Source organism: Alcaligenes sp. AB3 (assembly GCF_031844565.1).
GTDB classification, from domain to species: Bacteria; Pseudomonadota; Gammaproteobacteria; order Burkholderiales; family Burkholderiaceae_B; genus Alcaligenes; species Alcaligenes faecalis.
Genome location: NZ_JAUZVM010000012.1, coordinates 62,150 through 88,449, shown reverse-complemented (window position 1 = coordinate 88,449; position 26,300 = coordinate 62,150). Strand labels below are relative to the sequence as shown.

Sequence of the window (26,300 nt, the reverse complement as noted above, 5' to 3'; positions counted from 1 at the left end):
CGTCCGCCCCAACACCCTGTCCCGGGGCTTCGAGTGGCGACCTACATAGAGCGGCTGGAACAATGAACGCCACCCTCTGCATAGATAAGCCGTTCGGCACTGCGACTCTACTCTCTCTATATATAGATAGGAGACGGGCCTCTCCAAGCGGTAATTCAATCCTCGCCCCCTTTATCCCTCAATGCCCTTCACTGTCCCTCTGGGTCTCAGTCCCTTTGCTTTAAGGCTTTAAAGCTTTGAGTCTTTGAGTCTTTGAGTCTTTGAGTCTTTGAGTCTTTGAGTCTTTGAGTCTTTGAGTCTTTGAGTCTTTGAGTCTTTGAGTCTTTGAGTCTTTGAGTCTTTGAGTCTCCATCCATGAAAACACCAAACACACCATGCCCCTCTCTTGCAGAGACAGCTCGGTCTTCTCTTACCTATAAAGCTGTCTCTCTATAGACCCTCTATATATAGAGGGAACAAAAACACACTTACCTACTAGATAAACCCAACCACATAAACACAATCCCCCAAGTCGAGCTGCAAGCAAAGCTCCCCCTTCCTATCTACTCTATATGGATAGCCCCCCTTACGCCTCCAAGCAATAAGCTAATCCCCAATTCATTGTTATTTTCTGTAGCCGCGTTCATTACCATTCCTTATGCACTTAATCCTCTAAGCAGGCCCCTGCTTACTCAAGAGAGTAATAATGATCAAACCTATCCTCATCTCCCTGGCATTTGCATTCAGCACGGTCCTGGCACCGACTGCCTCCGCGGAGCCAAGCACACCCGACACAACAGCCAAACCAGCCGCCTTGATCTCGGCTGGCGACCTGGCCACCAAGCTGGATCAAGACAACCTGCGCATTCTGGATATCCGCACAGACAAAGAATATGCAGCAGGCCACGTCCCCGGCGCTGTTCACACCCCATACGGTGCCTACCGCGGCCCAGCCGAAAACGCCGGTGCCTTGCGCTCCGAAGCCGACCTGTCTGCCCTGTTCAGCAAAGCCGGCATTTCCAAAGACAGCTACGTTGTCGTCACCTACGCAGGCGCCAACCCCACGGACTTCGGCGCAGCGGCACGCGTTTACTGGACATTGAAAGCGGGCGGCCTGACCCAACTCTCGATTTTGGACGGCGGCCTGCAAGCCTGGGAAGCCGAAGGCAAACCCCTGAGCAAAGACACCCCTACCGTCACGCCCACCGAATTCAGCTACCACTACAACAAAGACATGGTGGTCAGCACGCAAGAAGTGGCTGACTACATCAAGAACGGCCAAGCCCCCGTCCTGCTGGACGCACGCCCAACAGAATTCTTCAAAGGCGAAAAGCGCGTTGATGCCGCCGCTCGCTACGGCACCTTGCCCGGCGCACGCGAACTGGATTTCAACAGCTTCTTCCGCAGCGACAAGCCAGTCCTGAAAGACACAGGTGAACTTGTCAAGATCGTCAAAGAACAAGGTCTGGACGACAAGCCTACCGTTTCGTTCTGCAATACCGGCCACTGGGCTGCCACGAACTGGTTTGTCCTGTCCGAACTGGCAGGCAACCCCAACGTGAAGCTCTACCCCGAGTCCGTCGTGGAATGGAGCCGCAGCAACTTGCCCATGGACAACCAGCCCTCCCGTTTCGAAGTTCTGAAACTCGATGCCAAGCGCGCCATTAACTAAAGAAATCGATCATGCTTTATCTGACTAGACTGGGCTTTATCCTGGCCAGCCTGGCCCTGATTGTCGGGGTCGCCCTGGTAGGTGGACTGCGCCAAGGCCTGCTCGCCCTGTTGGGGATTGGCTTTGGTGCCGTGCTGCAAGGAGCCCGTTTCGGTTTCACGACCGGCTGGCGCAACTATATCGAGCGTCGCGACCCTCAAGGTATCTGGGCACAAATGCTCCTGCTGGTATTGGCCGCCGCCTTCACCCTGCCCTTGATCGCTGATAGCGGTGGCGAGCTGGTCGGCGCAATTGCCCCCTTGACCATCAGCCTGGTACTGGGTGCCTTCCTGTTTGGCGCTGCCATGCAACTGGCCGACGGTTGCGGTTCCGGTACTCTCTATAAAGCAGGCGCTGGCGCACCCATTTCCTTCGCGGTTTTACCCACCTTCGCCATTGGCAGCTTTCTGGGCGCATCCCACCAGCCCGGCTGGATTGCCCTGGGCGGCCTACCCGCCATCGACCTGACTGTGTCCTTGGGCTGGCCCACTGCCTTGTTAATTACCGTATTGGGCTGCGCCGCCGTATCCTGGTTCGTCGGCCAAGGCGCACGTCGCCATCAAAAAGAGCAAAACAGCCCACCTGCCAAATGGGAAATGCGCTGGTGGATGGGCGCTTTGCTGCTGGCCGTGCTGTATGCCATCCACATGATTGTTGCAGGCCAACCCTGGGGCATCGTCTATGGTATTGGCTTGTGGGGCGCCAAAGTATTCTCGGCTCTGGGCTGGTCTCCGGTTGGCGATGCGTTCTGGGGCGTGGCTCCACACGCACAACGTCTGGCTGAACCCGTCCTGGCTGACGTTACTTCGGTCACCAACTTTGGTTTAATTTTGGGTGCCATGGCAGCCTCGCGCTGGAACCATCCTGCCAATTTCAAATCACCCAATGCCCGCACTCTGTGGGTAGGCGCAATTGCCGGTCTGGTCATGGGCTACAGTGCCCGTATGGCCTTTGGATGTAATGTAGGCGCATTCCTGGGAGGCATTGCCTCGGCCAGCATACATGGCTGGGTTTGGTTTGCACTGGCCTTTGCCGGGTCCATCATAGGCGTACGCATTCGTCGCCGCGTTAATCCTTGAGTCGCGCCACCATGAGCAAAACTACCTTCCGCCTTATTACCAGTACTTTCTGGCTGGTCGTTGTCTTGTTAGTCGTCATGGACAGCCTGCAAGACTACCCCTACCGTCCCGAACCTGCTCCCATTGCCTGGGGTAGCGGACAAGCCGCCAGCGGCGGTCACTGCTCGGGTCGTTAAGACTGGGCCTACTTGGCTCGCAACACCCCTGATGGAAGGAAATCTGACAGCCTCACCTAGCTGCATCGGATTTCACCCTCAGGGGTTTTCTTTTGGGTGAAGGAAAGTGCCTCCGCTTGTAGTAGCAAACCGACAGCCTGCATTGCCCGCCCCCACGCAAGCACCAAGGCACAACGTAGCAAACACTGGGCCGTGCTAGCATCAGACAGATTTTCCAACCTTCTGCTGTCATGCTGACCTTCCTTCGCACCACCTTTAGCCGCAGCCTGCGCATGTTTTATACCGTTGCGCGCATCATGCTCCCCATCATGATTGCGGTGCGTATTGCCGCGCAACTAGGCTTGATCGAGCAAGTCGGCAAGCTGATAGGCCCGATCATGGCGCTGGTTGGACTGCCCGCCGAAGCCGGGATCGTCTGGGCCACCACCGCCCTGGCCGGTATATATGCCGGCATAGGCTCCATGGCAGCCTTGGGTGACAGCTTGAGTTTCAACGTGGCTCAAATCAGCGTCTTGGGCACCATGATGCTATTTGCACACAATATGCCCATGGAGCAGGCCATTGTGCGCCGAGCCGGAGCCAGTTTCTGGTTTACGGCCGCGCTACGAATTGTCTGCGCCTTGCTGTACGGCGCTCTGCTGGCCTGGGGTTTGAACAGTACCGGGCTGTTGCAAGAGCCCGTGTCACTTGCCTGGCTTTACGGGCAATCCAATGCCACGCAAGGTGGTTGGCAAGGCTGGGCAGACTGGCTGTGGGGGACGGCCAGTTCCCTGTTCATGACCTGGCTGATTATTCTTGGCCTGCTGTTAATCCTGTCAGTTCTGGAGAAAATCGGCTTCACCCGTTTGCTGACCCGGCTTCTGCTGCCCTTGCTGCGTTTTTCAGGACTGGAAGAGCGAGTCGCCCCCACAACCACGATTGGTGTGTTGCTGGGCCTGAGCTACGGCGGTGCCCTGATTATTGATGAATCCCGTCAACAAAATTACAGCCCCCGAACGCGCCTGCTGGCCTTGTCCTGGCTGTCTTTAAGCCACTCCCTGATTGAAGACACCATTCTTATTCTGGCTCTGGGTGCCAACATCTGGGTGGCCCTGGTCGGCCGACTTGTTCTGACCTTGCTGATTATTGGCCTGATGGCCCGTCTGACATTACCAGGTAGCGCCCTGTACAGACGCTACCTTGCTTCTGCTTCGCACCCTCAGGATGCTTAGCTTTTGACCAGCAGATCCTGAAAACGCTGATAGAACTTCTTGAGTTTGGGCGCAATCACCATCTGGCAATAGGCTTGCTCGGGGTTCAAGGCAAAATAATCGTGGTGATAGTCCTCGGCTTCCCAGAAAGTGGAGCTGTCGAGCACATGCGTCACGATAGGCGCATCAAACTGCGACTTGATCTCTTCAATGACTTCGAAAGCCTGACGACGCTGTTCTTCGTCTTGGCAAAAAATGGCAGACGCATACTGCGGCCCCTGATCAGCACCCTGACGATCGGGCGTGGTAGGGTCGTGGGTCAGGAAAAATACCTCCAGCAGATCCCGATAGGAAATGACAGAAGGATCAAACTCCACTTTGACCACTTCGATATGGCCGGTCTGCTTGCCACAAACCTGTTCATAGGTGGGATTTTCCACATGGCCGCCACAGTATCCAGGCACTACCGACTGCACACCTCGCAGGGCCTTGAACACCCCTTCAGTGCACCAAAAACATCCGCCACCTAATATGGCTGTTTCCTTCATGAATTCTCCTTTGTTGACGAATTGGCTAGACTCAGCAACCAGGCGGCAATAGCTTGTGCTTGCTCGGCGTTGATCCGGTTTTGAGCAGGCATGGGAATAGCTCCCCAGTTCCCCCGGCTACCCTGTTGAATTTGTCGCTGCAAATACGTCCGGGTCTCCTGTGCCGGACCTGGCGCGTAGCGTTGGGCGATCTCCCGAAAAGGAGGCCCCACCCGTTTACGATCAATCTGATGACAGGACAAGCACTGCGCCTGCACGATATCCATCAGCGCTACCGTATCAGCCTTTGCCGCAGGATTAAAGCTCAGCAACCCACAAAAAACTACTAATGGTAAACAGCTGGCCCAAGAGACTGAATGCAGCATGATCCTTCCCTTACAATTTACCCAGCCCTGGTCTGGGCTCGCAGTCACGCTATTATCTGATATTCATCTCTGTAATGGGCACGCATGTTAATTCACCCGCAGTTTGATCCCGTCGCCATGCAACTTGGCCCCCTTGCCATTCATTGGTATGGCTTGATGTATTTAGTGGGCTTTGGCCTGGTGTGGCTGGCTGGCACGGCGCGTATCCGCGCGGGCTATGCCTTGCTGACTCGCAAGGACCTGGAGGACCTGATCTTTTACTGCGTTCTGGGCGTGGTGGCGGGCGGGCGTCTGGGCTACACCCTGTTCTATCAACCTTCCTATTACCTGTCGCATCCGCTGGAGATTTTGTATGTCTGGCAAGGCGGCATGTCCTTTCATGGCGGCCTGATCGGCGTGCTGGTCACGATTGCGCTTTTTGCCCGTAACCGCCAACGACGCTTTCTGGAAGTCAGCGATTTTCTGGCACCCTTGATTCCACTGGGACTGGCGGTGGGTCGTCTGGGTAACTTCATCAATGGCGAGTTATGGGGTCGCCCCAGTGATGTGCCTTGGGCCATGGTGTTCCCGCAAGTGGATGCAACGCCCCGCCACCCGTCGCAACTGTATGAGATGGCTCTGGAAGGCATTGCCCTGTTTATCTTGCTATGGTGGTTTACGCGCCGTCCACGCGCTGTGGGTCAGACCAGTGCCCTGTTCCTGATCGGCTATGGTTTCTTCCGCTTCATGGTGGAGTACACCCGCGAGCCCGACGGCTATCTGGGTCTGCTCAGCGCCGGCTTGTCGATGGGACAGTGGTTGTCCTTGCCCATGATTGTGGCTGGCCTGGCTCTGTTTGCGTATGCCAGCAAACGCGGTGTTACGCCCGGCAGTCAGCAATAAACAAAGCAGCAGAAAAGAAAAAGCCCGTCCAGATATCTGGACGGGCTTTTTTTGCAGGTGCCCCACCATTGCCGTCAAGACCGGCATCCTGGAACCGAGGGTCCAAGATCGGCTGTCATCAAGCCAGCTTCGGGTTCGTCGACGAGGACGATCGCTCCTACTGGCTAATCCAACAACCTGTATGCCAAAAGCATTGGTTCAAGGAATGTATGGTCGTGTCACGAACACGGCAGGGACTTACTGGGATGAAGCAGCTCGCGAGGGACAACAAGGAGCTGCTTGCAAATTCGGTTTAGCGCGATGTGCCCGAAGGCTCGATGACATCGTCAATCATCGCGTGCATGTCTTCAATTTTACGCTTGAAATCGCCAAAAGCAACATTAGCCAGAGGACCATCAGGTGCTTTAGCAGATAAAAACTCGCTGGCGATCTGAATAGCGGCCATAACAGCGATACGTTCGTTGCCCGAAACGCGGCCCGAACCCTTGATGGATTGCATGCGCTGGTCTACCAGTTTGACAGCTTCCAACAAGCGGGCTTTTTCAGATGGAGGACATGCCAGAGAGTAATCGCGACCCAACAGAGAAATATCAACTCGTTCCATGACTTACTCCTGTACGGCACCGGGTAAACGCATCAGGATCGAACCGATCTGGTCACGAGCCTGTCCTGCCACATCGCGCAACACACCCATGCCGGCGCGTGCGCTGTCCAACTCGCGACGCAAGGCAGCTACCTGGGCCTGCTCTTGTTCAAGCAGCTTTTTCAGTTCAGCCTGATCAGCTTGCGCTTGTTGCTGCACCACATCCAGTTGACGCTGATGCGAAGCAACACCGGTGGACAGGGACTCGAACTCATCCTGTTGACGTCGATTTTGCTGGCGCAAGGCGTCCAGCTCGGCATCCTGAGTTTTCAGACGAGCTAATAATTGAGCGCGTTCAGCGTTGAGCTGACGAGACTGCTCTACCAGTTGACCGATACGGTCAGCGAGAAAGTCGAGATCTTGCAACATGGGCCTTATCGTAAACCATTGCTAGCGTTACTGGGTAGAGGAATTTCATACTAATGATAACCTTTCACCCATCTTTCCATTACCTTTCAAAATTCTTTCAAAGCATGCCATCCACCTGCGAACACGCTCCCAAAAAACCCTAAATTTCCGGAATTACCGGGAAAACCCTTAAAAACTAGGGTCATCTCAGGGTTTCCAGTCTTCAAGTGCTCCATTACCATGCGTCACCTCTGCTCAATGCAGTCGGCACAAGCAGAGTGTGGAGTTCGCTCCACCATAAAGAAGCTGACACAGGAAAAAGGAAAACCAATGCGCAAGGCAGACAAGGAGAATCCACCTTATGCAAATTAAAAATAAACAGGACTTCTGGTCCGGGGTCATGTTCGTGGTCGTGGGCGCCGCTTTCGCGCTCGGGGCTACCAGCTACTCGATGGGAACAGCCGCCCGCATGGGACCCGGCTACTTCCCCTTCTGGCTTGGTGTATGCCTGAGCTTGTTAGGGGCGGTTGTCACTTTGGGCTCGATGTCTGCCAAAGCAGAAAACACCGAGGTAGAGAAGTTTAACTGGAAAGTGCTCTTCGTTATCATCGGCGCAGTCGTGCTTTGCGGTCTGACACTGAACTCGCTGGGTGTTTACATCTCCATTTTCCTGCTTGTACTGCTCAGCAGCTTTGCCAGCCATGAATTTAGTTGGCCTATTGCACTGGGCGCAGCTATCTTTTTGGTGCTGTTCGTCTGGTTGGCATTCATCAAGGGCCTGGGGCTGGTGTTCCCCTTGTGGCCAAGTTTTCTGGCCTGATTGGAGGTGAACGGAAATGGAATTATTTGACAATCTGCTGCTGGGCTTCTCGGTGGCGTTCACGCCCGAGAATCTGGCCTACGCCTTGCTTGGTTGCATACTGGGTACGTTGATTGGCGTGTTGCCTGGCATTGGCCCTGTGCCCACCATCGCTATGCTGCTGCCCATTACCTATGTGCTGCCCCCCGTTGCTGGCCTGATCATGTTGGCGGGTATTTACTATGGCGCTCAATATGGTGGGTCCACGACCGCCATTCTAGTTGCTCTGCCGGGAGAAACCTCGGCGGTGGTGACGGTACTGGACGGACACCAGATGGCACGAAATGGCCGGGCTGGTGCTGCCTTGGCCATCGCCGCCCTGGGCTCTTTCTTCGCTGGTTGTGTGGCCACGGTGCTGCTGGCCGCTTTTGCGCCGCCCTTGGCTGAAGTCGCCTTCAAGTTCGGGCCGGCGGAGTATTTCTCATTAATGGTCTTGGGCCTGGTCGGTGCTGTGGTGCTGGCTTCGGGCTCCCTGCCCAAAGCTATCTGCATGATCTTGCTGGGTCTGCTGCTGGGTATGGTCGGTACAGACGTGAACTCCGGCGTGGCCCGCTACGACTTTGGTATTCCAGAGCTGCAGGACGGTATCGACTTTGCCGTGGTAGCCATGGGTGTGTTCGGTTTCTCCGAAATCATGAACAACCTGGAACTGGGCGACCAGCGCGTTGAGATCACGGGCAAGGTAGGTAGCCTGTACCCCAACAAGCAAGAGTTCAAAGAGTCCTGGCCTGCCGTGGTCCGTGGTACTGCCATGGGTTCTTGCCTGGGTATCCTGCCCGGTGGTGGTGCGGTCTTGTCCTCTTTTGCCTCCTACACACTGGAGAAAAAAATCTCCAAGAATCCGGAGCGCTTTGGTAAAGGCCACCCTGCCGGCCTGGCAGGTCCCGAGTCAGCCAATAACGCAGCGGCCCAGACCTCTTTCATTCCACTGCTGACCTTGGGTATCCCTGGTAACGCCGTGACTGCCCTGATGATTGGCGCGATGACCATCCACAACATTCAGCCCGGCCCACAAGTGATGACCAGCCACCCAGAGCTGTTCTGGGGCCTGATCGCCTCCATGTGGATTGGTAACCTGATGTTGGTCATTCTGAACCTGCCACTAGTCGGTCTGTGGGTGAAACTGCTGAAAGTTCCTTACCGCCTGCTGTTCCCCGCTATTTTGGTGTTCTGCACGGTCGGTGTGTACTCGCTGAACTACAACGTGTTCGATATTTTGGTCACCGCCGCCTTCGGTTTAGTTGGCTATGTGTGGTCCAAGCTGCGTTGTGAAGGTGCTCCGCTGCTGCTGGGGCTAGTTCTAGGACCAATGATGGAAGAAAACTTCCGCCGCGCCCTGCTGCTATCCCGCGGTGACTACACCACCTTCCTGACGCGTCCGCTGTCCTTATCATTGCTGGTTCTAGCTGCCATTCTGGTTGTGATCGTAGCTCTGCCGTCCGTGAAGAAAAAACGTGAAGAGACCTTCGTCGAAGAAGACTAAGGCACAACCGGCGGTTCTCTGGTTTGAAAGCTCTCCCGAAAGGGAGCCCTCAAACCGGCGCAGTTAACAAAAAGCAGAAAGGCCTGATTTCATCTCTCCACGAAATCAGGCCTTTTGCTTTGTCAGTGGGTTCAGCCACTCCGTCTCAAGACAGCTCAACCACTGAAGCGCAGAACGCCTCCAAAGGCAAACATCAAGCAGCCAGAACTGCCTGTGTGCACAGCCTTCGCAACAATGGCACCAGAGTGACGGCAACATACGGTCTGCTCCCAGCAAAAACAACAAAGGCCTGAACTCCTTGCGGAATTCAGGCCTTTGAGATCAGCCCAGCCTACATCGTGCCTTGACGGCGCTTGTAGAAGTTACCGATATGCATGGCCAGCAACACAAGCACGGTAGAGATCAGAATCATGATGATCCCCAGCGCCGAGAGCTTGCCCCACAAACCATCTTCGGCGTAGCCCAGCACCTGGACCGCCAGCACTTCCGTACCGGGACGAGACAGTACCACCGATACCGTCAGCTCACGAATGAACATGGTGGCCATCAAGATCCAGGCAGACACCACACCGGGAATCAGCAAAGGAATAATGATGCGGCGCATGGTCGTCCAGGAACTGGCCCCGGCTACGGCCGATGATTCCTCCAGGTGAGCATGGACCTGCACAAAAGCGGCCGACAAGGGTCGAATACCGTAAGGCAGGTAGGCGGCGATATAGGCCAGCAGCAAGGCGGTCAGCGTGGCATACAAAGGCGTTTGCACGAAGAACCACATGAAACCGATACCGATCACAATCCCCGGGAAGGAGAAGGACAGGAAGCTCAAGGTATCCAGCAGCGCCGCCGCTCGCGTGCGCAGCTTGACCACGACATAGGCTACAAACAGCGACAGCAACACACCCAGACTAGCCCCGACTACGGCCAGGAACAGACTGTTCTTCATGGCCACTTTGGAGATCGGATCTTGAATGACATCAATCCAGTTCGCCCAGCTCATCAAGGAAAAAGCGCGAGCGCTAGGCACCATGGAGTACGGAATCATGGAGGTGTAGAGCAGCACGGCCACCGGCAGCACCACCATCAGCAAGCTGATAATGCCCACGATAATGAACAGAGGGATTTTCGCGCGGCGCAGTTCAAGCTGGGTGGGTTTGAAGCCACGGCTGGAGATCGTCACATACTTGCTGCTTTCTTTCGTCATGTAGCGGTACAGCACGATCAGGGCTATGGAGGCCGACAGCACACTCATGCCCAGCGCCGCCGCTTTTCCGTAGTCCGGCGCAAAGCCCGTTGAGATCATTTCGAACAGATACGTGGCCAGCACATCCACTCGACCCGGCGTACCCAGAACACGTGGCACGGCATAGGAAGCCAAGGCCCGCACAATCGCAAGAATAAAGGCCGCCATGATGGCTGGACGCAGAATCGGCAGGGTAACCCGCGTCAAGGTACGCCACAGACCGCCCCCGAATACACGCGAGGACTCTTCCATGGAAACGTCAAACGAGGCCATGGCAGGCGCGATGATCAGATAGGCCACGGGCATGTTCAACAAGCCCTCGACCAGAATCATGCCCCACAAGGAATAAATGTTCAGCGGCGCTTCTTGCAGGCCCAAGGTGTCCTGCAAGAACATATTGATCAGGCCGTTGGACGGATTCAGCAACAATGCCCAGCTCACCGAGAACAGCAAGTGCGGAATCATCATGGGAACGATGGACAGCACCGTGAACACCCCTTTCATGGGCATGTTCGTACGCGTATTCAGGTAGGCCAGGAAAACAGCCAGCGCAGTAGAGAGCAGGGACGAGCCCAGTACGAAAACCACCGTATTGAAGGTGACTTCCAGCAAGAAGGGATCGGTGTAAGCGGCTACATATTTAGCCGTGGTGAAGGAACCAAAAGCCGTCAAGCCCTGCGAGAAGCTGCCCAGCAGCAACATCAGGACCGGGCACAGCGTCAGAAAGCCAACAATCAGAATAAGCGACCAGCTAAGTGGTCTGCGTGTGTGATTCATGATGTCCCGCCCTTATGCCGACAAGAGCATGCAATGTTCAGGGTGCAGGTTAAAGCGCACGGTATCGCCTTCCTTCACCTTCACATCAGGATCGATACACACCAGGAGCTGTTCTTTACCAACCTTGACCTCGGCCTCGTAGGACTCACCCACGAACTCCAGGGCCTGGACTTGGCCGTGGAACAGGTTCTGCCCCACTTCATTGGCCTGGCTGCTGACACGGATAAATTCCGGGCGAATGCACAAGGTAACTTCGGTGCCCACGGGCAGGTCACGCTTCTTGCAATGCAGTTGGCCCAGTTCGCATTCCACAATGGTGGAGTCTGCACGCTGCTCCAACACCTTGGCGCTGATCTGGTTGGCACGACCAATAAAGTCCGCGACAAAGCGGTGGTCGGCATCAAAGTAAATTTTTTCGGGTGAGCCAATTTCCAGAATCTTGCCACCACGCATCACGGCGATGGAGTTGGACAAGGCCAGCGCCTCGACACGATCATGCGTCACGTACACAGCGGTAATGTCCAGACGGCTCAGAAATTCGCGCAGTTCTTTACGGGTTTCTTCACGCAGCTTGGCGTCCAGGTTACTGAGCGGCTCATCAAACAGAATGACTTTAGGCTCGGCCACCAGAGCTCGGGCCAATGCCACACGCTGCTGCTGACCGCCGGACAGGCGCGTCGCGGAGCGCTGATCCACCCCTTCCAGCTGCACAAACTTCAGGATGTTCGCCACTTTTTCGCGAATCACCTCTTTGCGCTCGCCACGCACTTGCAGTGGGTAAGCGATATTGTCGAACACCGTCATGTGCGGCCAGATAGCGTAGGTCTGGAACACCATGCCCAGACCGCGCTTTTCCACCGGCACAGCAATATTCTTGGCGCTGGACCAGACAATCTCGTCCCCAATGCGGATTTCACCCTCGTCTGGGGTTTCCAGCCCCACAATGCACCGCAGCAGTGTGGTTTTGCCGCAGCCGCTAGGTCCTAACAGTGTGAAAAACTCATTAGCGGGAATCGTCAGGTTGATATTGTCCAAAGCTTTGAAGGTTTTGCCCTCTGAGACATAGGTCTTGCTCAGGCCGGTAATTTCAATTTGCATAATGAGTAGATGTTTTCAATAAAAATGAGGCGAGGCGCCAAGGCGCCCCGTTCTTGACGAACCCGTCGTACTGTCGCGCCGCTTAACGGACGGCGAAGATACGGCTGAATTCGCGGCCCCAGCGGACCAGTTCTTCGTCGCTCAGGTCGCGAATAGGCTCGACCTTGGCTTGATCGATACCCGCTACCGGAGGATGCACCCCTGGAGCCAGCACATATTCGCCCACCTTGTTGGCCAGAATGCCCATGGCTTCATTGCCCAGCCAGTAGTCCAGGAACACGCGGGCCGCATCAGGATGTGGTGCGTTCTTGGTCAGGGCGATGGCACGTGGGGAACCCAGCAAGGGCTGATCCGACATGGGGCCCCAGGCCAATGGCGCAGGCGACTTGGTCACGATGTACTTGGGCATGGAAATGGCAATCAATTTCTCGCCACTTTCAATAGGAGCGGGAGTCGGGCCAAAGGACGCCACAAACATGGGCTTGTTGGCAGCCAGGCCTTTCAGGAAGTCCAGCCACTGTTCTTCGCTGCTAAAGACTTTTTCCTTCAGTCCAATCAGCCAGCCAATAGTGGATGGATGGTTGGACGGGTTGGCCATCACAATCTTGTCTTTCCACTTGGGATCGGCCAGATCTTCGTAGCGTTGCGGAGCGTCCTCGGCTTTGAGGTGGTCCGTATTATAGATATAAGACACATATTCAATGCCAAATTGAATAATCGAATCGTCTTGAACGGCCCACTCCGGGTAGCCCTGTATGGCTTCGGACTGATGAGGAATCAGCACGCCCTGCTCTTTGAGCAGTTGCAACATGGGCAGAGGAGCCTGAACCACGTCCGCCATCAACTTGCCGGCGTTGAACTCGGTCAGGATAGTGGGAATGAACTTGGAACTGGAAATACGAGTGTATTTGCCTTCAATGCCTTGCGCTTGTTGCAAAGCCTTCATGATGGGCTCTACGGCCGTGATGTTGGCGTAGAAAACAGCCTGGCCCTGAGCCTTCGCTTTTTCCAGTACAGCGGCATCTGCCGCCCACGCCGTCCATGGCAAAGAGGTACTCATAGACGCCAGTCCGGTGGCACCCGCCAGCTTCAAGAAACGACGACGATCGAAAGTGGTCATAGGATTCAAGTTCCAGTTAATTAGCCAGGAAATTATCTGCGCCCATCATAATCCAGACAGGCAAATTCCATTTATTACAGATCTATGTTTGGTTTAGAACATGAGGGGCCTGATGCCGTCAAGCTTCAAACGCCTTGCCGCTTATTCACGCAGGCGACAATCCCGCTTAAAAAGCTGCGCTAAGCTGTATATCCGAACATGATTATTCTTAAGGAGACCCACGCCATGACCCCATCCATTCAGCCAAAACACTATGAACCTGGCAGCCCGCAAAAAGTGGCGTTCATTGGTCTGGGAGTGATGGGCTATCCGATGGCAGGCCATCTGGCTCAGGCCGGCCATCACGTGACGGTATACAACCGCAATCAGGCCAAAGCGGAACAATGGAGCACGGAATTCAAACAGGCATGGGCGGCCACCCCGGCCCAGGCAGCGGCACAAGCCGACATCGTGATGGCCTGTGTGGGAAATGACGATGATTTGCGCGCGATTTTTCAGGGGTCAGACGGCGCGCTGGCTGGTATGAAAGCTGGCAGCCTGTTTATCGACCACACCACCGCCTCCGCCGAAGTTGCGCGGGAGTTAGGGGCACTGGCCGCCAGCAAGCAGGTCGCATTTGTCGATGCGCCGATTTCCGGCGGACAGGCCGGAGCCCAGAAAGGCATGCTCAGCATTATGTGTGGTGGCCAAACGGAAGATATGGAGCGCGCCCGCCCCCTGATGATGAGCTACGCCCAGGCTTGCACCCTGATGGGGCCATTGGGATCGGGACAGCTATGCAAGATGGTGAACCAGATTGCCGTCGTCGGCCTCTTGCAAGGTCTGGCTGAAGCCATGGCTTTTGGTGAGCGAGCCGGGCTGGATATGGAGCAGGCCCTGTCTGTCCTGACCAAGGGTGCAGCCCGCAGTTGGCAAATGGAAACCAAAGGACCCACGATGCTGGCCAGAGACTTTCAACCCGGCTTCACGGTGAACTGGATGTTGAAAGACCTGGATCTGGTAGAACGGGAGGCTCAGCGCAATGGGGCTCAACTTCCAGCAACCCGCCTGATCCAGGAACAATTTGCGAAAATTGCCGAGCAAGGCCACCGCGATTGGGATATCTCTACCCTGTTCCATCTTCTGGCCCGCCCAAACAACGCGGCTTGATTCAAGCGCTTTCCGGTTTGGGCGCCTCGGCTTGCAGCAAGGGCAAACGTAGCGTCGCCTTCAAACCGTAGCCTCCCATATCATTGGGTTCGCCATCCGTCAGCACGATTGTGCCGCCATTGCGCTCGGCGTAAGCCAGCGCAATGGCCAGCCCCAGCCCCGAGCCTGAACCCCGCCCGCCCTTGCGTGCCGGCCCACCGCGGTCAAAACGTACAAATACACTTTCACGCAAGCTGGCTGCCAGGCCCATGCCATTGTCCGTCACGCTGATCCACGCCTGCTTGTCGTCGTGCCCGGCAGAGACGGTAATCGCACTGCCGCTACCGGCGTGATTGATGGCGTTGTGAATCAGGTTGGAAACGGATTCATGAATCTCGGCATCACTGGCGTAAACCCAAAGAGGTGCTTGCTCCCCATCCTCGCCCGGCCCGATCCAGCCCAGGTCCTGCCGATGCTCGCGCGCCAGGGGCAGGTATTGCAACACGACCTCACGCCCCAAGCTGGCCAGATCCACCTGGCCCTGGCTCATGGTGGTGGTATGGCTGGCGTGGGCCAAAGCCAATAACTGCTCGGTCAGGCGAGTCGCCTGTCCCAGTTGCTTGATAATTGCCCCCAGGGACTCTCGGACACGCTCGATATCCGGCTCGCGGCGAGCGTACTGAGCCTGGGTATGAATGATCGCCAAGGGAGTACGTAATTGATGCGAGGCGTCGGCCAGAAACTGGGCCTGCCTGTCCAGCACGGAACGGTACAACTCAATATGATGGTTGACCGAGCGCACCAAGGGGACGACCTCGCGTGGTACATCGCGCTCGTCCAAAGGCTGCAAGTCGTCCACACTGCGGTTGCGCACTTCCTGACGCAAAGCCTGCAGTGGCCGCAAGGCCCAGGCTACGGCAAACCACACCAGCAGCACAGCCAGCAGCAGCATGCGCAAATTGCGGAAAATGCCTTCGCGCCAGGCTTCTTGCTGGGTACGCAGGCGCAAATCCAGGCTTTCACCCACCATGACCAGAACCTGCCTGTGCTGACCTTTGTAGTGCAGGTCGCGCCACAAGGCCACCATACGAACAGTGTCATTGCGGAAATAGGAGTCGTAGAACACCGGCACGCCCTCATGGTCGGCCAGATTGGAGGGACGCGGCAGCCCTTCCATCCCCAACAAGGTGCGACCTTTTAACTGGTTGGCATCGGCACCACCCAGATTGCGAACCAGAGGGGTGATTTCTTCAACGCGGAAATACTTGCGATTGCCCGGTCTGGACTCCAGCATGACCTGGGCATAAAAAGGTGGATCGATGCGTAAACTGCCATCGGTATTGAACTCCACACTGGTCTCAAGCACCTTGGCCGGTTCCAGCAAGGCACTGTCATACACATTTTCCGTGACGGAGTTCATGGCCCGGTAATCTTCCCAGCTGTCGTACAACAGCAAGGCGACCACCCCCGGTATCAGCAGGACCAGCAGCCAAAAGCGCAAACTGCCTTGCCAGGCATTGGCGGGGGGTGGAGAAGGTGCTGTCATGAAACGCCGGATTCCGCCTCAAGCACTTCCAGCATGTAGCCCAGACCCCGCACCGTCACGATATGCACGTCGCTATTGGCCAATTTCTTGCGCAGGCGGTGCAAGACGACCTCAATGGCATCGGGGCTGGCATCGCTGTCGTGCTCGAACACGCGGGCAAAAAGCTGGGACTTTTCAACCGGCATGCCCGAGCGGCTGATCAGGACCAGCAAGGCCGCATGTTCACGCGGCGTCAAATGCACAATGACGTTATCCAGCAGAAAAGCCCGGCTTTCAGGGTTGTATTCCAGCGAGCCACAACTGACCACCGGGGTCACGCGGCCACGGCTGCGCCGCACCAGCGCGGCAAGACGTGCTTCCAGCTCCTCCAGAGCAAAGGGCTTGGTCAGGAAATCGTCGGCACCCAGATTCAGGCCACGAACACGGTCCTGCAAGGCACCTTGAGCGGTCAGAATCAGCACGGGAGTGTGATCGCCGCGTTCGCGCATCTCGCGCAACAGCACCAGCCCGTGCTTGTCGGGCAGGCGCAAATCCATCACGACCGCATCATACTCATGGGCCGCCAACAACACTTCTGCCGTACGAGCATCGTGAGCGGGATCGGGCAAAAAACCACTTTGCGCCAAGGCCCGCTCCAGCCATGCGGCCATTTCCCGCTCGTCTTCAACCAATAATATGCGCATGATCCCTGCTGTCTACGGTATCGGCATCAACTGCGCTTTGGAGGCGCTGACGTAAATAACGATTTTCCTGGCGCCGCCGGAACAAAATATCCGACAGCTCGTTCAGCGCTTGCTGATAGACTTCCCGCTTGAACTCAATTACTGAATCAAGTGGCACCCAATATTGACTCCAACGCCATGCATCAAACTCCGGCGTCGTGGAAGAACGCAGGCAGACATCGCTGTCCCGCCCGACCAGCCGCAACAGGAACCAGATTTGTTTCTGGCCCTTGTAATGGCCACGCGCCTCCCGACGTACAAAATGATTGGGCACGTTGTAGCGAAGCCAATCTCGCGTCCGGCCTAATATACGGATATGCTCAGGCAGCAAGCCCACTTCTTCGTGCAGTTCGCGGTACATCGCCTGTACGGGTGTTTCACCGTATTTGATACCGCCTTGCGGGAACTGCCAGGCATGTTCCCGAATACGCTTGCCCCAAAAAACCTCGTTCTTGCGATTAACGAGGATAATTCCGACATTAGGACGGTAGCCTTCTCGATCTAACATAGGCCGCCTCTAACGAATTCAATACAATTAGATCTGATTATACGTACCTGACGAGTTCCCTACCATGCATGCTAGCCAGTATCACATTAATACCCTGAAAGAAGCGCCTACCGAGGCCGAAGTTGCCAGCCACCAGCTCATGACGCGCGCCGGCATGATACGCAAAGCCGCCGGCGGCATTTATACCTATATGCCAATGGGCCTGCGCGTGCTGCGCAAGATTGAAAACATCATCCGTCAGGAAATGGACCGCTCCGGCGCCATCGAATTGCTGATGCCGGTGGTCCAGCCAGCCGAACTCTGGGTAGAGTCGGGCCGTTGGGAAAAATATGGCGACGAACTGCTGCGAATCAAGGACCGCCACCAGCGCGACTTCGTGCTGCAGCCTACGTCCGAAGAAGTGATCACGGACATCGCCCGCAACGAAATCCACAGCTGGCGCCAGTTGCCCATCAACTTCTACCACATTCAAACCAAATTCCGTGACGAGCGTCGCCCCCGTTTCGGCTTGATGCGTGGCCGTGAATTCACCATGAAGGATGCCTATTCCTTTGACCGCAACGCCGAAGACGCCCAGGCCAGCTACGACAATATGTATGACGCCTACATGCGTATCTTTGGACGTCTGGGCTTGAACTTCCGTGCCGTGGCCGCCGATACCGGCTCCATTGGCGGGTCGCGCAGCCATGAATTCCAGGTGATTGCCGATACGGGCGAAGACTTGCTGGTTTACAACCCCGACACTGACTACGCTGCCAATATCGAACTGGCGCCAGCCCCTTGCCTGCTGGCCGAGCGCGCCGCTCCTGGCGAAGCCCTGGTCAAGACGGCCACGCCGGAAGCCCCGAAATGCGAGCTGGTAGCCCAGCAACTGGGCCTGGACCTGACTGCCACCGTTAAATCCGTGGTGCTGGCTACTGACCTGGAAGAGGATGGCCAAACCAAGACGACGGTTTACCTGCTGCTGGTTCGTGGCGACCATGAAGTCAACGACATCAAGGTTTCCAAGCTGCCCGGCTTTGAAAAAGGCCACCGTCTGGCAACGGAAGAAGAAATTGTGGCCGTCTTTGGCTGCAAGCCCGGTTATCTGGGCCCGATCGGCACCCGCCAGCCAGTCCAAGTGATTGCTGACCTGACCGTAGCCAACATGAGCGACTTTGTCTGTGGCGCCAACGAAGAAGGCTTCCACTACACCGGCGTGAACTGGGGCCGCGACCTGCCCGAGCCCGTCAAGGCCGACCTGCGTAACGTGGTTCACGGCGACCCGGCTCCCGAAGGCGGCAAGCTGGCCATCCAGCGCGGCATTGAAGTGGGCCACGTTTTCTTCCTTGGCGATGTCTACTCCAAGAAGCTGAACGCCACCTTTTTGGAAACTGATGGTAAACCTGCTGTCATGCAAATGGGGTGTTATGGCATTGGCGTCAGCCGTATTGCGGCCGCTGCCATCGAGCAGAACCATGACGAGCGCGGCATGATCTGGCCTCGCGCTCTGGCGCCTTTTGAAGTGGTGATCTGCCCGATCGGCTTTACCAAGAGTGATGCTGTGCGTCAGACTGCGACTGATCTGTACACCCAGCTCAAGGAGCAAGGTGTTGATGTCATTCTGGACGACCGCGATGCCCGTCCTGGCATCATGTTTGCCGACTGGGAGCTGATTGGGGTGCCACTGCGCATTACTATCGGCGAGCGCGGCCTGAAAGAAGGCATGGTTGAAATGCAGGCACGCCGTGACGCCAGCAGCACCAACGTCCCGGTCGAGCAGATTGCTCAGGTCAGCGTGGAGCGTCTGGCCACGCTGTAAGGTCTCCAAGCGGGGCTGGCCTTGGGCCGCCCCCGCCCGCCAACATAAACTCTTTTACGAACGACATGCTTAATGACAAGTGGGACACCCAGGCCAGGCTTGATATTCGCGTATATTACGAGGACACCGACGCCGGGGGGATCGTATATTACGCCAACTACCTGAAGTTCTTTGAACGTGCGCGCACGGAATGGCTCAGGAATTTGGGTGTTAATCAATCCGATGTGGCCGAGCAGAATCAACGCCTGTTCGTAGTCAAGAAGGTTGAAATACAATATCTCAAACCTGCCCGGCTCGATGATTTGATCTCGGTGCGCAGCCGCATTACCCAGCTGGGTTCGGCTACCATCCATTTCGAACAAGGTGCCCTGCGAGGTGGGGAACTGTTATGCCAAAGCACCATCCAAATTGTTTGCGTTGACGCCAACACGCTTCGTCCAAGCAAGCTGGACTCTGATTTACGTACCCTCTTGGAAAAGGTTCAGGACTGACCATGCAAGCTACTAGCGACCTGTCGCTGATTTCGCTACTTCTCGATGCCAGTATTCCCGTTCAGCTTGTCATGCTGATCCTGCTGGGAATCTCGATTCTCTCGTGGGCCTATATTTTCAGTAAACGGGCTGCACTTAAACGCACGCTGGAACAGACCCGCCGTTTTGAGGACGACTTCTGGGCAGGTGGCGATCTGGCTGTGCTTCAGCAATCCATTTCCTCGCGTCGCGCCGAACACGGTGCACTGGCCCGTATTTTTGAAGCCGGCATGACCGAGTTCATCAAGGCCCGTCGCAGCCAAAGCTCGGGCCCTGCCCTGCTGGACGGCCCACGTCGTGCCATGCGCGCCAGCTACCAGCGCGAAATGGATACGCTGGAAACACACCTGAACTTCCTGGCCTCTGCCGGTTCGGTCAGCCCCTATATCGGGCTGCTGGGTACCGTCTGGGGGATCATGCACGCCTTTATCGGTTTGTCTGGCATGCAGCAGGCAACCCTGGCCTCGGTGGCCCCTGGTATTGCCGAAGCCCTGATTGCCACGGCCATCGGTCTGTTTGCCGCTATCCCCGCCGTGGTGGCCTACAACCGCTTTACCAACGAGCTGGACCGTATCTCGATCCGCTTTGACAGCTTTATCGACGAATTCCTGAACATCTTGCAGCGGCAGGTGAACTGATGCCATCGATGCGTGGAAGCACCGGCCGTCACGGCCGGCGCATGAAAAATGAAATCAACGTCGTCCCATATATCGACGTGATGCTGGTGCTGCTGGTGATCTTCATGGTCACCGCTCCCATGATTACCCCCGGTCTGGTGGAACTGCCTTCGGTAGGCCAAGCCTCCGAAGTGCCTGCCAAGCCGGTGGAAATCCAGGTTGATAAGGACGGCAAACTGGCCATACGCTTGCGCGATGCGGGCTCCGAGTTCATGAACATCGAAAAGTCCACACTGCTCAATGAAGTACGCTCGCGTATGCAGGCCGACAGCCCGGTTGTCATTGCCGCCGACGGCAAGGTTCCCTACGAGACCGTCATGGGCTTGATGGATGAACTGCGCTCCAATGGCATCAACCGCCTGGGTCTGATCGTCGATCGCAATAGCGACCCTGACGCTCGCAAATAACCTCTGGCCGGATAGCGTGCTCGCCGTCCGGCGCGAAAAACCTGAACTGAATGAAGCACAGAACACGCAATACCCGCAATCAGGCGCTGCGCTCGCCTGAGCAAAAGGAAGATCGGCGCGGCTTGCTCATCGCCCTGGGTCTGCACGGGCTGTTGCTGCTCGCCATTTTGGCGGGAGCCCTTTTTTCTGCGCCCAAAACACCAAATGCGGTGCAGGTCGAATTGTGGATGGATGGCGTTGCGCCCGACGCGGCTGTCAATGCTGATCCCGAAGCCCCCGAGGCCGAACCCGAGCCGCAGCCCGAGCCTGAACCGGCTCCAGAGCCAGAACCCACGCCCGAACCGGAACCCGAACCACCTCCGGCTCCCAAACCGCCCCCTGAGCCTGAAAAGGTCACGCCTCCTGCTGAGCCCGAAGTCGATCCAGAAATCGCTTTGGAGCAGGCTCGCAAAGAACGCGAGAAAAAAGAGCGTGAAGAAAAGCTGGAACAGGAGCGTCAGGAAAAGCAGCGTCAGGACAAGCTAGCCGCTGAACGACGCGAACGCGAACAGAAGGAAAAGCAGGAACAGGAACGCAAAGAGAAAGCCGAAGCTGAAGCCAAAGCCAAGGCGGAAGCCGAACGCAAGGCCAAAGCAGAGGCCGACGCCAAAGCCAAGGCTGAGGCCGAGCGCAAGGCCAAGGCCGATGCTGAAGCCAAGGCCAAAGCGGACGCCGAGGCCAAAGCCAAGGCAGACGCTGAGCGCAAAGCCCGTGCTGAAGCTGCCGCCAAGGCCAAGGCGGATGCCGAACGCAAGGCCAAGGAAGAAGCATTCCGTCGTGCCATGCGTGAAGGCGCCCCAGGTCGTCCTGGTGGTACCGCCGATCGCAACCAGGCCGGTGGCGGCGGTGGTGACGGTGGCTATGCCGCCAAGGTGCGTGCTTGCGTGCAGCCTGGCGTGGTCTACAGCACCCCACCGCGCTCTGAAGTGCGTGGCAACCCAGCACTGCAGTACCGCGTGGACCTGAATGCCGATGGCACGCCCAACCGCGTTCAAATCAAACGATCGTCCGGCATCGCTCAGTTCGATGATGCCGTATCCAAGGGTCTTGCCCGTTGCAGCCCCTTCCCCAAACCGCCTAGCGGAAGCTACCCATCGTATATTGATGGCGAGTACCGTATGTTCGATTAATCAGGAGATTGCATAATGACCGCCGCTACCCCTGCCCTGGCGACCTTGGGTCGTCATTGGCGCGCCACGGCCACCGGAGCGTTTGCCCTGGCCGCTGGCATGTTCGCCAGTCAACCGGCCCAGGCCCAACTGCGGGTCGACATATCGGGTGTGGGTGCTACCCAGTACCCCATCGCGATCGCCGATTTTGCGGATAATCCAGCCAGCCAGTCGCTGGCCGAGGTGATCCGTGCCGACCTGACCCGTTCGGGTCAATTCCAATTGATCAATGCCACTGGTGCTGGTCTGAATGCCGAAAGCACCATTGCCTACGACGAGTGGCGCAATCGTGGTGCCGATTACCTGGCCTATGGTTCGGTTGCCCAGACTGGCGGCCAATATTCCATCAGCTATCGCCTGGTGGATTCGGTCCGTCAAACACAGCTGGACGGCGTGGCGTTTGCGGGCAGCGAAAAAGAACTGCGCCGTATTTCCCACCAGATTGCAGACCGGATCTATGAAAAAATTACCGGTGTACGAGGCGTTTTCTCCACTCGACTGGCCTATGTGTTGCAAACAGGCAACAACTACGAGTTACAAATTGCTGACGCCGACGGCCAAAATCCGCAAGTAATGTTGCGTTCTCGACACTCAATCATCTCTCCAGCCTGGTCCCCTGACGGTAAAAAGCTGGCTTATGTGAGCTTCGAAAACGACAAACCTGTTGTATATGTGCAAACTTTGGCCACCGGCCACCGTGAACCTCTGGCTAATTTCAAGGGCAACAACAGTAGTCCAGCCTGGGCACCGAACGGCAATCAAGTCGCTGTTGTGCTCTCCAGAGACGGTATTTCGCAGATTTACACGCTAAATACGGACGGTTCCGGACTGCGCCGTGTGATGCGCTCGCCGTTGATTGATACTGAACCGAGTTTTATGCCCGATGGCAACTCCCTTGTATTTGTGAGCGATCGTGGTGGCGCTCCCAATATTTACAAAGTAAGCCTGGGTGGTGACGATGCACAGCGCATTACCTTCAACGGGAGTTACAATATTTCACCGGAGGTCTCTGCAGACGGTACTAGGCTTGTATACGTCACACGCAGAAACGGTGCTTTCCGAATTGCCACTCAAGATATGGCATCAGGAGCCGAGCAACTGCTGACGACAGGTCCCGACGATCAGTCTCCGAGTTTCGCCCCTAATGGGATGCAGATCTTATATAGTTCTGTTCAGGGGGGCCGCAGTGTCCTAGCTGTGACATCCGTGGACGGTCGCGTTCGTCAGACCCTCTCGTCTTTGAATGGCAAAGTACGCGAACCCACCTGGGGACCATTTACCAACTGACATCCTGTGTGACTCTTTTTCAAAAGGAATTCAAATGAGCTCGCGCATTCTTAAAAGTCTTACCCTCGCCGTTATGGCTGCCGCCCTTGCTGCTTGCAGCTCGGTTCCTCTGGATCAATCTGGCTCCGGTTCAACCGGCGGTACAGGATCGGACTCTGCCAGCGCAGGCCAGATCATGGACCCCTTCAACCCTCAAAGCCCACTGGCACAACAACGCTCGGTGTTCTTTGACTACGACAGCTACGTGGTTAACGACCAGTACCGTGGCCTGGTAGAAATGCACGCTTCGTACCTGAGCAGCCATCCTCAGCAAACCGTACGCATCGAAGGTAATACCGACGAGCGTGGTGGTGCCGAGTACAACTTGGCTCTGGGTCAGCGTCGTTCCGACGCCGTGGCACGCATGCTGGGTCTGCTGGGCGTAAGCAACAGCCAGATCGAAGCTGTGAGCTTTGGTAAAGAGCGTCCAAAAGCCTTGGGTAACACCGAAGCTGATTACGCTGAAAACCGTCGCGCAGACATCGTTTACCAACGATAATTTCTGCATCGACCAAGTGGTTCCGACGCCGTGGCGGTTGTTAACGCCGCGGCGTTTTTTATCGGCAGCACGCCCGATCCACTGAAAATTCGTTATGCTGGACAGCGGGCTCGCCAGGGCCGGCACAAAGCCCCCAGATCACAGCCCCCAGCAGAGGGGAAACCGGCAGGTGAGGAGCCTGCGCATTGCGGATGCACATTTTTTAACGGACTTCACTATGCACGCTTATAAAAAGCCTTTTCGTCTCGCGACCGTCGCCCTGTTCGCTACGGCCGCCCTGTTCGCCAGCCTGCCGGCCAAGGCCTTTGCCGATGACGAGGCCCGACGCGCCATTTTGGAGCTGCGGCAGCAAATTCGTCAGATGAACGAGCAAAACACCCAGGCTCGCCTGCAGTTGGCTGATCAAATTGATACCCTGCGCTCCGAGGTTGTATCGCTGCGCGGTCAAGTTGAAAAACTGAGCTGGCAAGCCAGCGGCCAGGGCCAGAACAATGCGCCTGCCGGACAGCAAAGCCCTCATGCCGCAGACCCACAGGAACAAGCCGTCTTTGACAGCGCCATGGACGCCTACCGCGCTGGCCAATACAAACCCGCAGCCGATGCTTTTGCCGGCTTTCTGGCCGCCTACCCCTCCAGCGTTCTGGCTGACGAGGTGCGCTTTTACGAAGGCAGCAGCCTGTACGCCGTCAAGAACTTCAAGGCCTCCATCCAGAAGCTTCAGGCTTTTGTGAAAGCGTCCCCGCAAAGCCCACGCGCAGCTGATGCCCTGATGGTGACGGCCTCCAGCCAGATCGAGCTGAACGATCTGAGCGGTGCCAAGACCACTTTGCAGCGCATCGTCAAGGACTACCCACAATCTGAAGCGGCCGAGACAGCGCGCAGCCGTCTGAAACTGCTGGAATAAGTAGCCAGCGCGTAATGCCACACGGACCGGGTTCAGACCCGGTCTGTTTTTTTCAGGCGATCGATCCTTGCCTGACTTTTACTGCTTGCCATGACAAACCCTTTCGCCGACATCTCCACGCGTGAACTGACCGCACAAGCTTATCGCCACACCTTTGTAGATCAGGGGCAAGGCACGCCCGTTTTGCTGATACACGGTTCCCTGTGTGACTGGCGCTACTGGCGCTGGCAGATCCCCGCCTTTGCCACCCAGTATCGGGTTCTGGCTCCCAGCCTGCGCTCCTACTGGCCCGGTGCGCCCAGCCCCGGCAACTTCAGCACGGCGCAACACGCCCAGGACTTGCAGGCCCTGCTGGACCAGCATGTTCCTGATGAGAAGGTGCATATCGTGGGTCACTCTCGCGGTGGTCATGTCGCCCTGCTGCTGGCTCAAAGAATGCCCGGGCAGGTGGCCAGCCTGACCCTGGCGGATCCCGGCTTTCCCACTCCCGGTGCCTACTCCTATGCTCCTTTGTTCCAACAAGTGGCCGAACGCCTGGAACAGGGCGACCGCGATGGTGCCATGGCTCTGTTCGTAGATACGGTCAATGGCTCAGGGACCTGGAAGCAAATGACGCGCTGGTTCCGTGAGATGATTCAGGACAACGCTCACACCATGCTGGAGCAGCAACAGGAGCCCAATCAGGGCCCCGATCTGGACTGGCTCAAGCAACTGGCTGCTCCGCTAAGTTTCATCACGGGTGAGAACAGCCCCACGCGCTACCACCACTGCATGGATATCATTCGCCAGCACCGGCGTGAGGATCAGATGCACCGTATCCCTCTGGCGGCCCATGGCATGAATCTGGCTAATCCCAAGGCCTTCAACCAGGCGGTGCTGACAGCGCTGCAAGCCTGAACACGAAAACAAAACTGGCCGCTTGATTGAACTGCCCCCAAACAGTTAAACAGCATCCAAGCTTTTTCGGGGTCAATTCAAATACGGCCAGCTTCTATATAAAAGTGCCTGTCTGAATCAGTAGGCCTGTGTCTTGGCGGGACGCAGTTCGCATTCGGCCTGGACCTGCGTATCGTCAGACAAATGCAGGCTCAAGATAATGCGTTCGCCCAAAGCCAGATCTTCTTTGGCTTGCCCCAGCATCACATGAAAAGCACCGGGTTTCAGGCTGAGTTTTCCACCTGCCGGAATCTCCACCTCGGAGGCATGCGACATGCGTGACATGCCATCGTGCTCGGTAGTCTGATGCAGCATCACATGCCCGAAGGACAAGGCGCTGGCTCCCACTAAAGCCACGCTCTGCTCGCCCTTGTTTTCCAGTTCCAGATACGCAGCCGAAGGAGCGGGCTCCGGGAGCATGCGCACCCAGCATTGGCTGGCATGAACCTGTGTGCTCAAGGCACGTACCGCTTCGGGCGTGCCATGACCATGGCCTGCATGCCCTTGTGCCATCACGGTGCCGGTCGATGCCAGCAAACCCAAGGCAAGAACAATTGCGCTGCGTTTCATGATGCTCCTCGCTTCTTTTTGATCGATTGGAATGGGACCA

28 protein-coding genes and 1 other RNA gene are annotated in these 26,300 nt (G+C 56.6%); 17 read left to right on the top strand and 12 right to left on the bottom strand.

The window, feature by feature from the left end:
- Window positions 1-685 precede the first annotated feature (685 nt).
- The 4 genes from Q9R35_RS17715 to Q9R35_RS17700 all read left to right on the top strand — a co-directional run bounded on the left by Q9R35_RS17715 (window position 686) and on the right by Q9R35_RS17700 (window position 4,156).
- Window positions 686-1,651 carry a sulfurtransferase gene (locus Q9R35_RS17715; RefSeq protein ID WP_086069624.1) on the top strand — a complete coding sequence of 322 codons (966 nt, stop codon included), beginning with the start codon at window positions 686-688 and terminating at the stop codon, window positions 1,649-1,651.
- Window positions 1,652-1,662: 11 nt separating this feature from the next.
- A complete protein-coding gene (locus tag Q9R35_RS17710; RefSeq protein WP_311220205.1) occupies window positions 1,663-2,769 on the top strand; it encodes a YeeE/YedE family protein in 1,107 nt (368 codons plus the stop codon).
- A gap of 11 nt (window positions 2,770-2,780) precedes the next feature.
- Window positions 2,781-2,945 (top strand): hypothetical protein, encoded by a 165-nt coding sequence (locus tag Q9R35_RS17705; protein ID WP_009454924.1) that lies wholly within the window; start codon window positions 2,781-2,783, stop codon window positions 2,943-2,945.
- Between the two features lie 230 nt (window positions 2,946-3,175).
- Complete coding sequence (locus tag Q9R35_RS17700; RefSeq protein ID WP_045931214.1) at window positions 3,176-4,156, top strand: membrane protein; 981 nt, start codon at window positions 3,176-3,178, stop codon at window positions 4,154-4,156.
- Here Q9R35_RS17700 and msrA read toward each other — a convergent pair.
- Both msrA and Q9R35_RS17690 read right to left on the bottom strand, forming a co-directional pair.
- A complete protein-coding gene (msrA, locus tag Q9R35_RS17695; RefSeq protein WP_063692252.1) occupies window positions 4,153-4,683 on the bottom strand; it encodes a peptide-methionine (S)-S-oxide reductase MsrA in 531 nt (176 codons plus the stop codon). The two genes, Q9R35_RS17700 and msrA, sit on opposite strands and share 4 nt — an antisense overlap.
- The gene (locus Q9R35_RS17690) at window positions 4,680-5,048 is read right to left on the bottom strand and encodes a c-type cytochrome (protein ID WP_063692254.1); all 369 of its coding nucleotides are present in this window, start codon (window positions 5,046-5,048) and stop codon (window positions 4,680-4,682) included. The genes msrA and Q9R35_RS17690 overlap by 4 nt, the downstream gene beginning before the upstream one ends.
- Before the next feature lie 84 nt (window positions 5,049-5,132).
- Here Q9R35_RS17690 and lgt point away from each other — a divergent pair, with 84 nt between their 5' ends.
- Window positions 5,133-5,930 (top strand): prolipoprotein diacylglyceryl transferase, encoded by a 798-nt coding sequence (lgt, locus tag Q9R35_RS17685; RefSeq protein WP_063692256.1) that lies wholly within the window; start codon window positions 5,133-5,135, stop codon window positions 5,928-5,930.
- Window positions 5,931-5,985: 55 nt separating this feature from the next.
- Here lgt and ssrS read toward each other — a convergent pair.
- The 3 genes from ssrS to Q9R35_RS17670 form a co-directional block, all read right to left on the bottom strand.
- A non-coding RNA gene (gene ssrS, locus Q9R35_RS17680) (6S RNA) lies at window positions 5,986-6,169 on the bottom strand.
- A gap of 53 nt (window positions 6,170-6,222) precedes the next feature.
- Window positions 6,223-6,534 carry a cell division protein ZapA gene (locus Q9R35_RS17675; RefSeq protein ID WP_042489348.1) on the bottom strand — a complete coding sequence of 104 codons (312 nt, stop codon included), beginning with the start codon at window positions 6,532-6,534 and terminating at the stop codon, window positions 6,223-6,225.
- 3 nt (window positions 6,535-6,537) lie between these two features.
- Window positions 6,538-6,942 carry a hypothetical protein gene (locus Q9R35_RS17670; RefSeq protein WP_042489345.1) on the bottom strand — a complete coding sequence of 135 codons (405 nt, stop codon included), beginning with the start codon at window positions 6,940-6,942 and terminating at the stop codon, window positions 6,538-6,540.
- Window positions 6,943-7,282: 340 nt separating this feature from the next.
- On the opposite strand from Q9R35_RS17670, the gene Q9R35_RS17665 reads away from it, so the two are divergent.
- The gene (locus Q9R35_RS17665; RefSeq protein ID WP_063692262.1) at window positions 7,283-7,741 is read left to right on the top strand and encodes a tripartite tricarboxylate transporter TctB family protein; all 459 of its coding nucleotides are present in this window, start codon (window positions 7,283-7,285) and stop codon (window positions 7,739-7,741) included.
- Window positions 7,742-7,757: 16 nt separating this feature from the next.
- Window positions 7,758-9,263 carry a tripartite tricarboxylate transporter permease gene (locus tag Q9R35_RS17660; RefSeq protein WP_042489339.1) on the top strand — a complete coding sequence of 502 codons (1,506 nt, stop codon included), beginning with the start codon at window positions 7,758-7,760 and terminating at the stop codon, window positions 9,261-9,263.
- Between the two features lie 331 nt (window positions 9,264-9,594).
- Here Q9R35_RS17660 and Q9R35_RS17655 read toward each other — a convergent pair whose 3' ends face one another.
- From Q9R35_RS17655 to Q9R35_RS17645, 3 genes are all read right to left on the bottom strand, one after another.
- On the bottom strand, window positions 9,595-11,280 hold the full coding sequence (locus Q9R35_RS17655; RefSeq protein WP_311220204.1) for an iron ABC transporter permease: 1,686 nt from the start codon (window positions 11,278-11,280) through the stop codon (window positions 9,595-9,597).
- Between the two features lie 12 nt (window positions 11,281-11,292).
- Window positions 11,293-12,378: an ABC transporter ATP-binding protein gene (locus Q9R35_RS17650; RefSeq protein WP_042489331.1), complete on the bottom strand. Its 1,086-nt coding sequence runs from the start codon at window positions 12,376-12,378 to the stop codon at window positions 11,293-11,295.
- A gap of 82 nt (window positions 12,379-12,460) precedes the next feature.
- The gene (locus Q9R35_RS17645) at window positions 12,461-13,498 is read right to left on the bottom strand and encodes an ABC transporter substrate-binding protein (protein ID WP_063692264.1); all 1,038 of its coding nucleotides are present in this window, start codon (window positions 13,496-13,498) and stop codon (window positions 12,461-12,463) included.
- A gap of 225 nt (window positions 13,499-13,723) precedes the next feature.
- Here Q9R35_RS17645 and Q9R35_RS17640 point away from each other — a divergent pair, with 225 nt between their 5' ends.
- Complete coding sequence (locus tag Q9R35_RS17640) at window positions 13,724-14,647, top strand: NAD(P)-dependent oxidoreductase (protein ID WP_063692266.1); 924 nt, start codon at window positions 13,724-13,726, stop codon at window positions 14,645-14,647.
- Window position 14,648: 1 nt separating this feature from the next.
- Here Q9R35_RS17640 and Q9R35_RS17635 read toward each other — a convergent pair whose 3' ends face one another.
- The 3 genes from Q9R35_RS17635 to Q9R35_RS17625 are packed head-to-tail and all read right to left on the bottom strand — an operon-like array spanning window position 14,649 to window position 17,402.
- Window positions 14,649-16,172, bottom strand: coding sequence for a sensor histidine kinase (locus Q9R35_RS17635; RefSeq protein WP_042489322.1), 1,524 nt, complete (start codon window positions 16,170-16,172; stop codon window positions 14,649-14,651).
- Window positions 16,169-16,855, bottom strand: coding sequence for a response regulator (locus Q9R35_RS17630; RefSeq protein ID WP_042489319.1), 687 nt, complete (start codon window positions 16,853-16,855; stop codon window positions 16,169-16,171). The genes Q9R35_RS17635 and Q9R35_RS17630 overlap by 4 nt, the downstream gene beginning before the upstream one ends.
- A complete protein-coding gene (locus tag Q9R35_RS17625; protein WP_042489316.1) occupies window positions 16,836-17,402 on the bottom strand; it encodes an RNA pyrophosphohydrolase in 567 nt (188 codons plus the stop codon). Before Q9R35_RS17625 ends, Q9R35_RS17630 begins: the two co-directional genes overlap by 20 nt.
- A gap of 64 nt (window positions 17,403-17,466) precedes the next feature.
- Here Q9R35_RS17625 and Q9R35_RS17620 point away from each other — a divergent pair, with 64 nt between their 5' ends.
- The 9 genes from Q9R35_RS17620 to Q9R35_RS17580 all read left to right on the top strand — a co-directional run bounded on the left by Q9R35_RS17620 (window position 17,467) and on the right by Q9R35_RS17580 (window position 25,651).
- Window positions 17,467-19,203: a proline--tRNA ligase gene (locus Q9R35_RS17620; RefSeq protein WP_042489313.1), complete on the top strand. Its 1,737-nt coding sequence runs from the start codon at window positions 17,467-17,469 to the stop codon at window positions 19,201-19,203.
- Between the two features lie 65 nt (window positions 19,204-19,268).
- Window positions 19,269-19,694 carry a tol-pal system-associated acyl-CoA thioesterase gene (gene ybgC, locus Q9R35_RS17615; RefSeq protein ID WP_003805592.1) on the top strand — a complete coding sequence of 142 codons (426 nt, stop codon included), beginning with the start codon at window positions 19,269-19,271 and terminating at the stop codon, window positions 19,692-19,694.
- Between the two features lie 2 nt (window positions 19,695-19,696).
- Window positions 19,697-20,371 carry a protein TolQ gene (gene tolQ / locus Q9R35_RS17610; protein WP_009454887.1) on the top strand — a complete coding sequence of 225 codons (675 nt, stop codon included), beginning with the start codon at window positions 19,697-19,699 and terminating at the stop codon, window positions 20,369-20,371.
- Window positions 20,371-20,817 (top strand): protein TolR, encoded by a 447-nt coding sequence (gene tolR / locus Q9R35_RS17605; protein WP_009454886.1) that lies wholly within the window; start codon window positions 20,371-20,373, stop codon window positions 20,815-20,817. The genes tolQ and tolR overlap by 1 nt, the downstream gene beginning before the upstream one ends.
- Before the next feature lie 50 nt (window positions 20,818-20,867).
- Entirely contained in the window at window positions 20,868-21,986 is a 1,119-nt protein-coding gene (gene tolA, locus Q9R35_RS17600) for a cell envelope integrity protein TolA (protein WP_086069618.1), read from the top strand.
- Between the two features lie 15 nt (window positions 21,987-22,001).
- Window positions 22,002-23,312 (top strand): Tol-Pal system beta propeller repeat protein TolB, encoded by a 1,311-nt coding sequence (gene tolB, locus Q9R35_RS17595; RefSeq protein WP_009454880.1) that lies wholly within the window; start codon window positions 22,002-22,004, stop codon window positions 23,310-23,312.
- A gap of 34 nt (window positions 23,313-23,346) precedes the next feature.
- The gene (pal, locus tag Q9R35_RS17590; protein WP_009454878.1) at window positions 23,347-23,850 is read left to right on the top strand and encodes a peptidoglycan-associated lipoprotein Pal; all 504 of its coding nucleotides are present in this window, start codon (window positions 23,347-23,349) and stop codon (window positions 23,848-23,850) included.
- 217 nt (window positions 23,851-24,067) lie between these two features.
- Window positions 24,068-24,754, top strand: coding sequence for a tol-pal system protein YbgF (ybgF, locus tag Q9R35_RS17585; RefSeq protein ID WP_042489305.1), 687 nt, complete (start codon window positions 24,068-24,070; stop codon window positions 24,752-24,754).
- A 90-nt stretch (window positions 24,755-24,844) separates the two neighbouring features.
- The gene (locus tag Q9R35_RS17580; protein ID WP_042489302.1) at window positions 24,845-25,651 is read left to right on the top strand and encodes an alpha/beta fold hydrolase; all 807 of its coding nucleotides are present in this window, start codon (window positions 24,845-24,847) and stop codon (window positions 25,649-25,651) included.
- Window positions 25,652-25,768: 117 nt separating this feature from the next.
- Here the strand turns inward: Q9R35_RS17580 and Q9R35_RS17575 are convergent, their stop codons facing one another.
- Window positions 25,769-26,260 carry a copper chaperone PCu(A)C gene (locus Q9R35_RS17575; RefSeq protein ID WP_311220203.1) on the bottom strand — a complete coding sequence of 164 codons (492 nt, stop codon included), beginning with the start codon at window positions 26,258-26,260 and terminating at the stop codon, window positions 25,769-25,771.
- Between the last annotated feature and the right edge of the window lie 40 nt (window positions 26,261-26,300).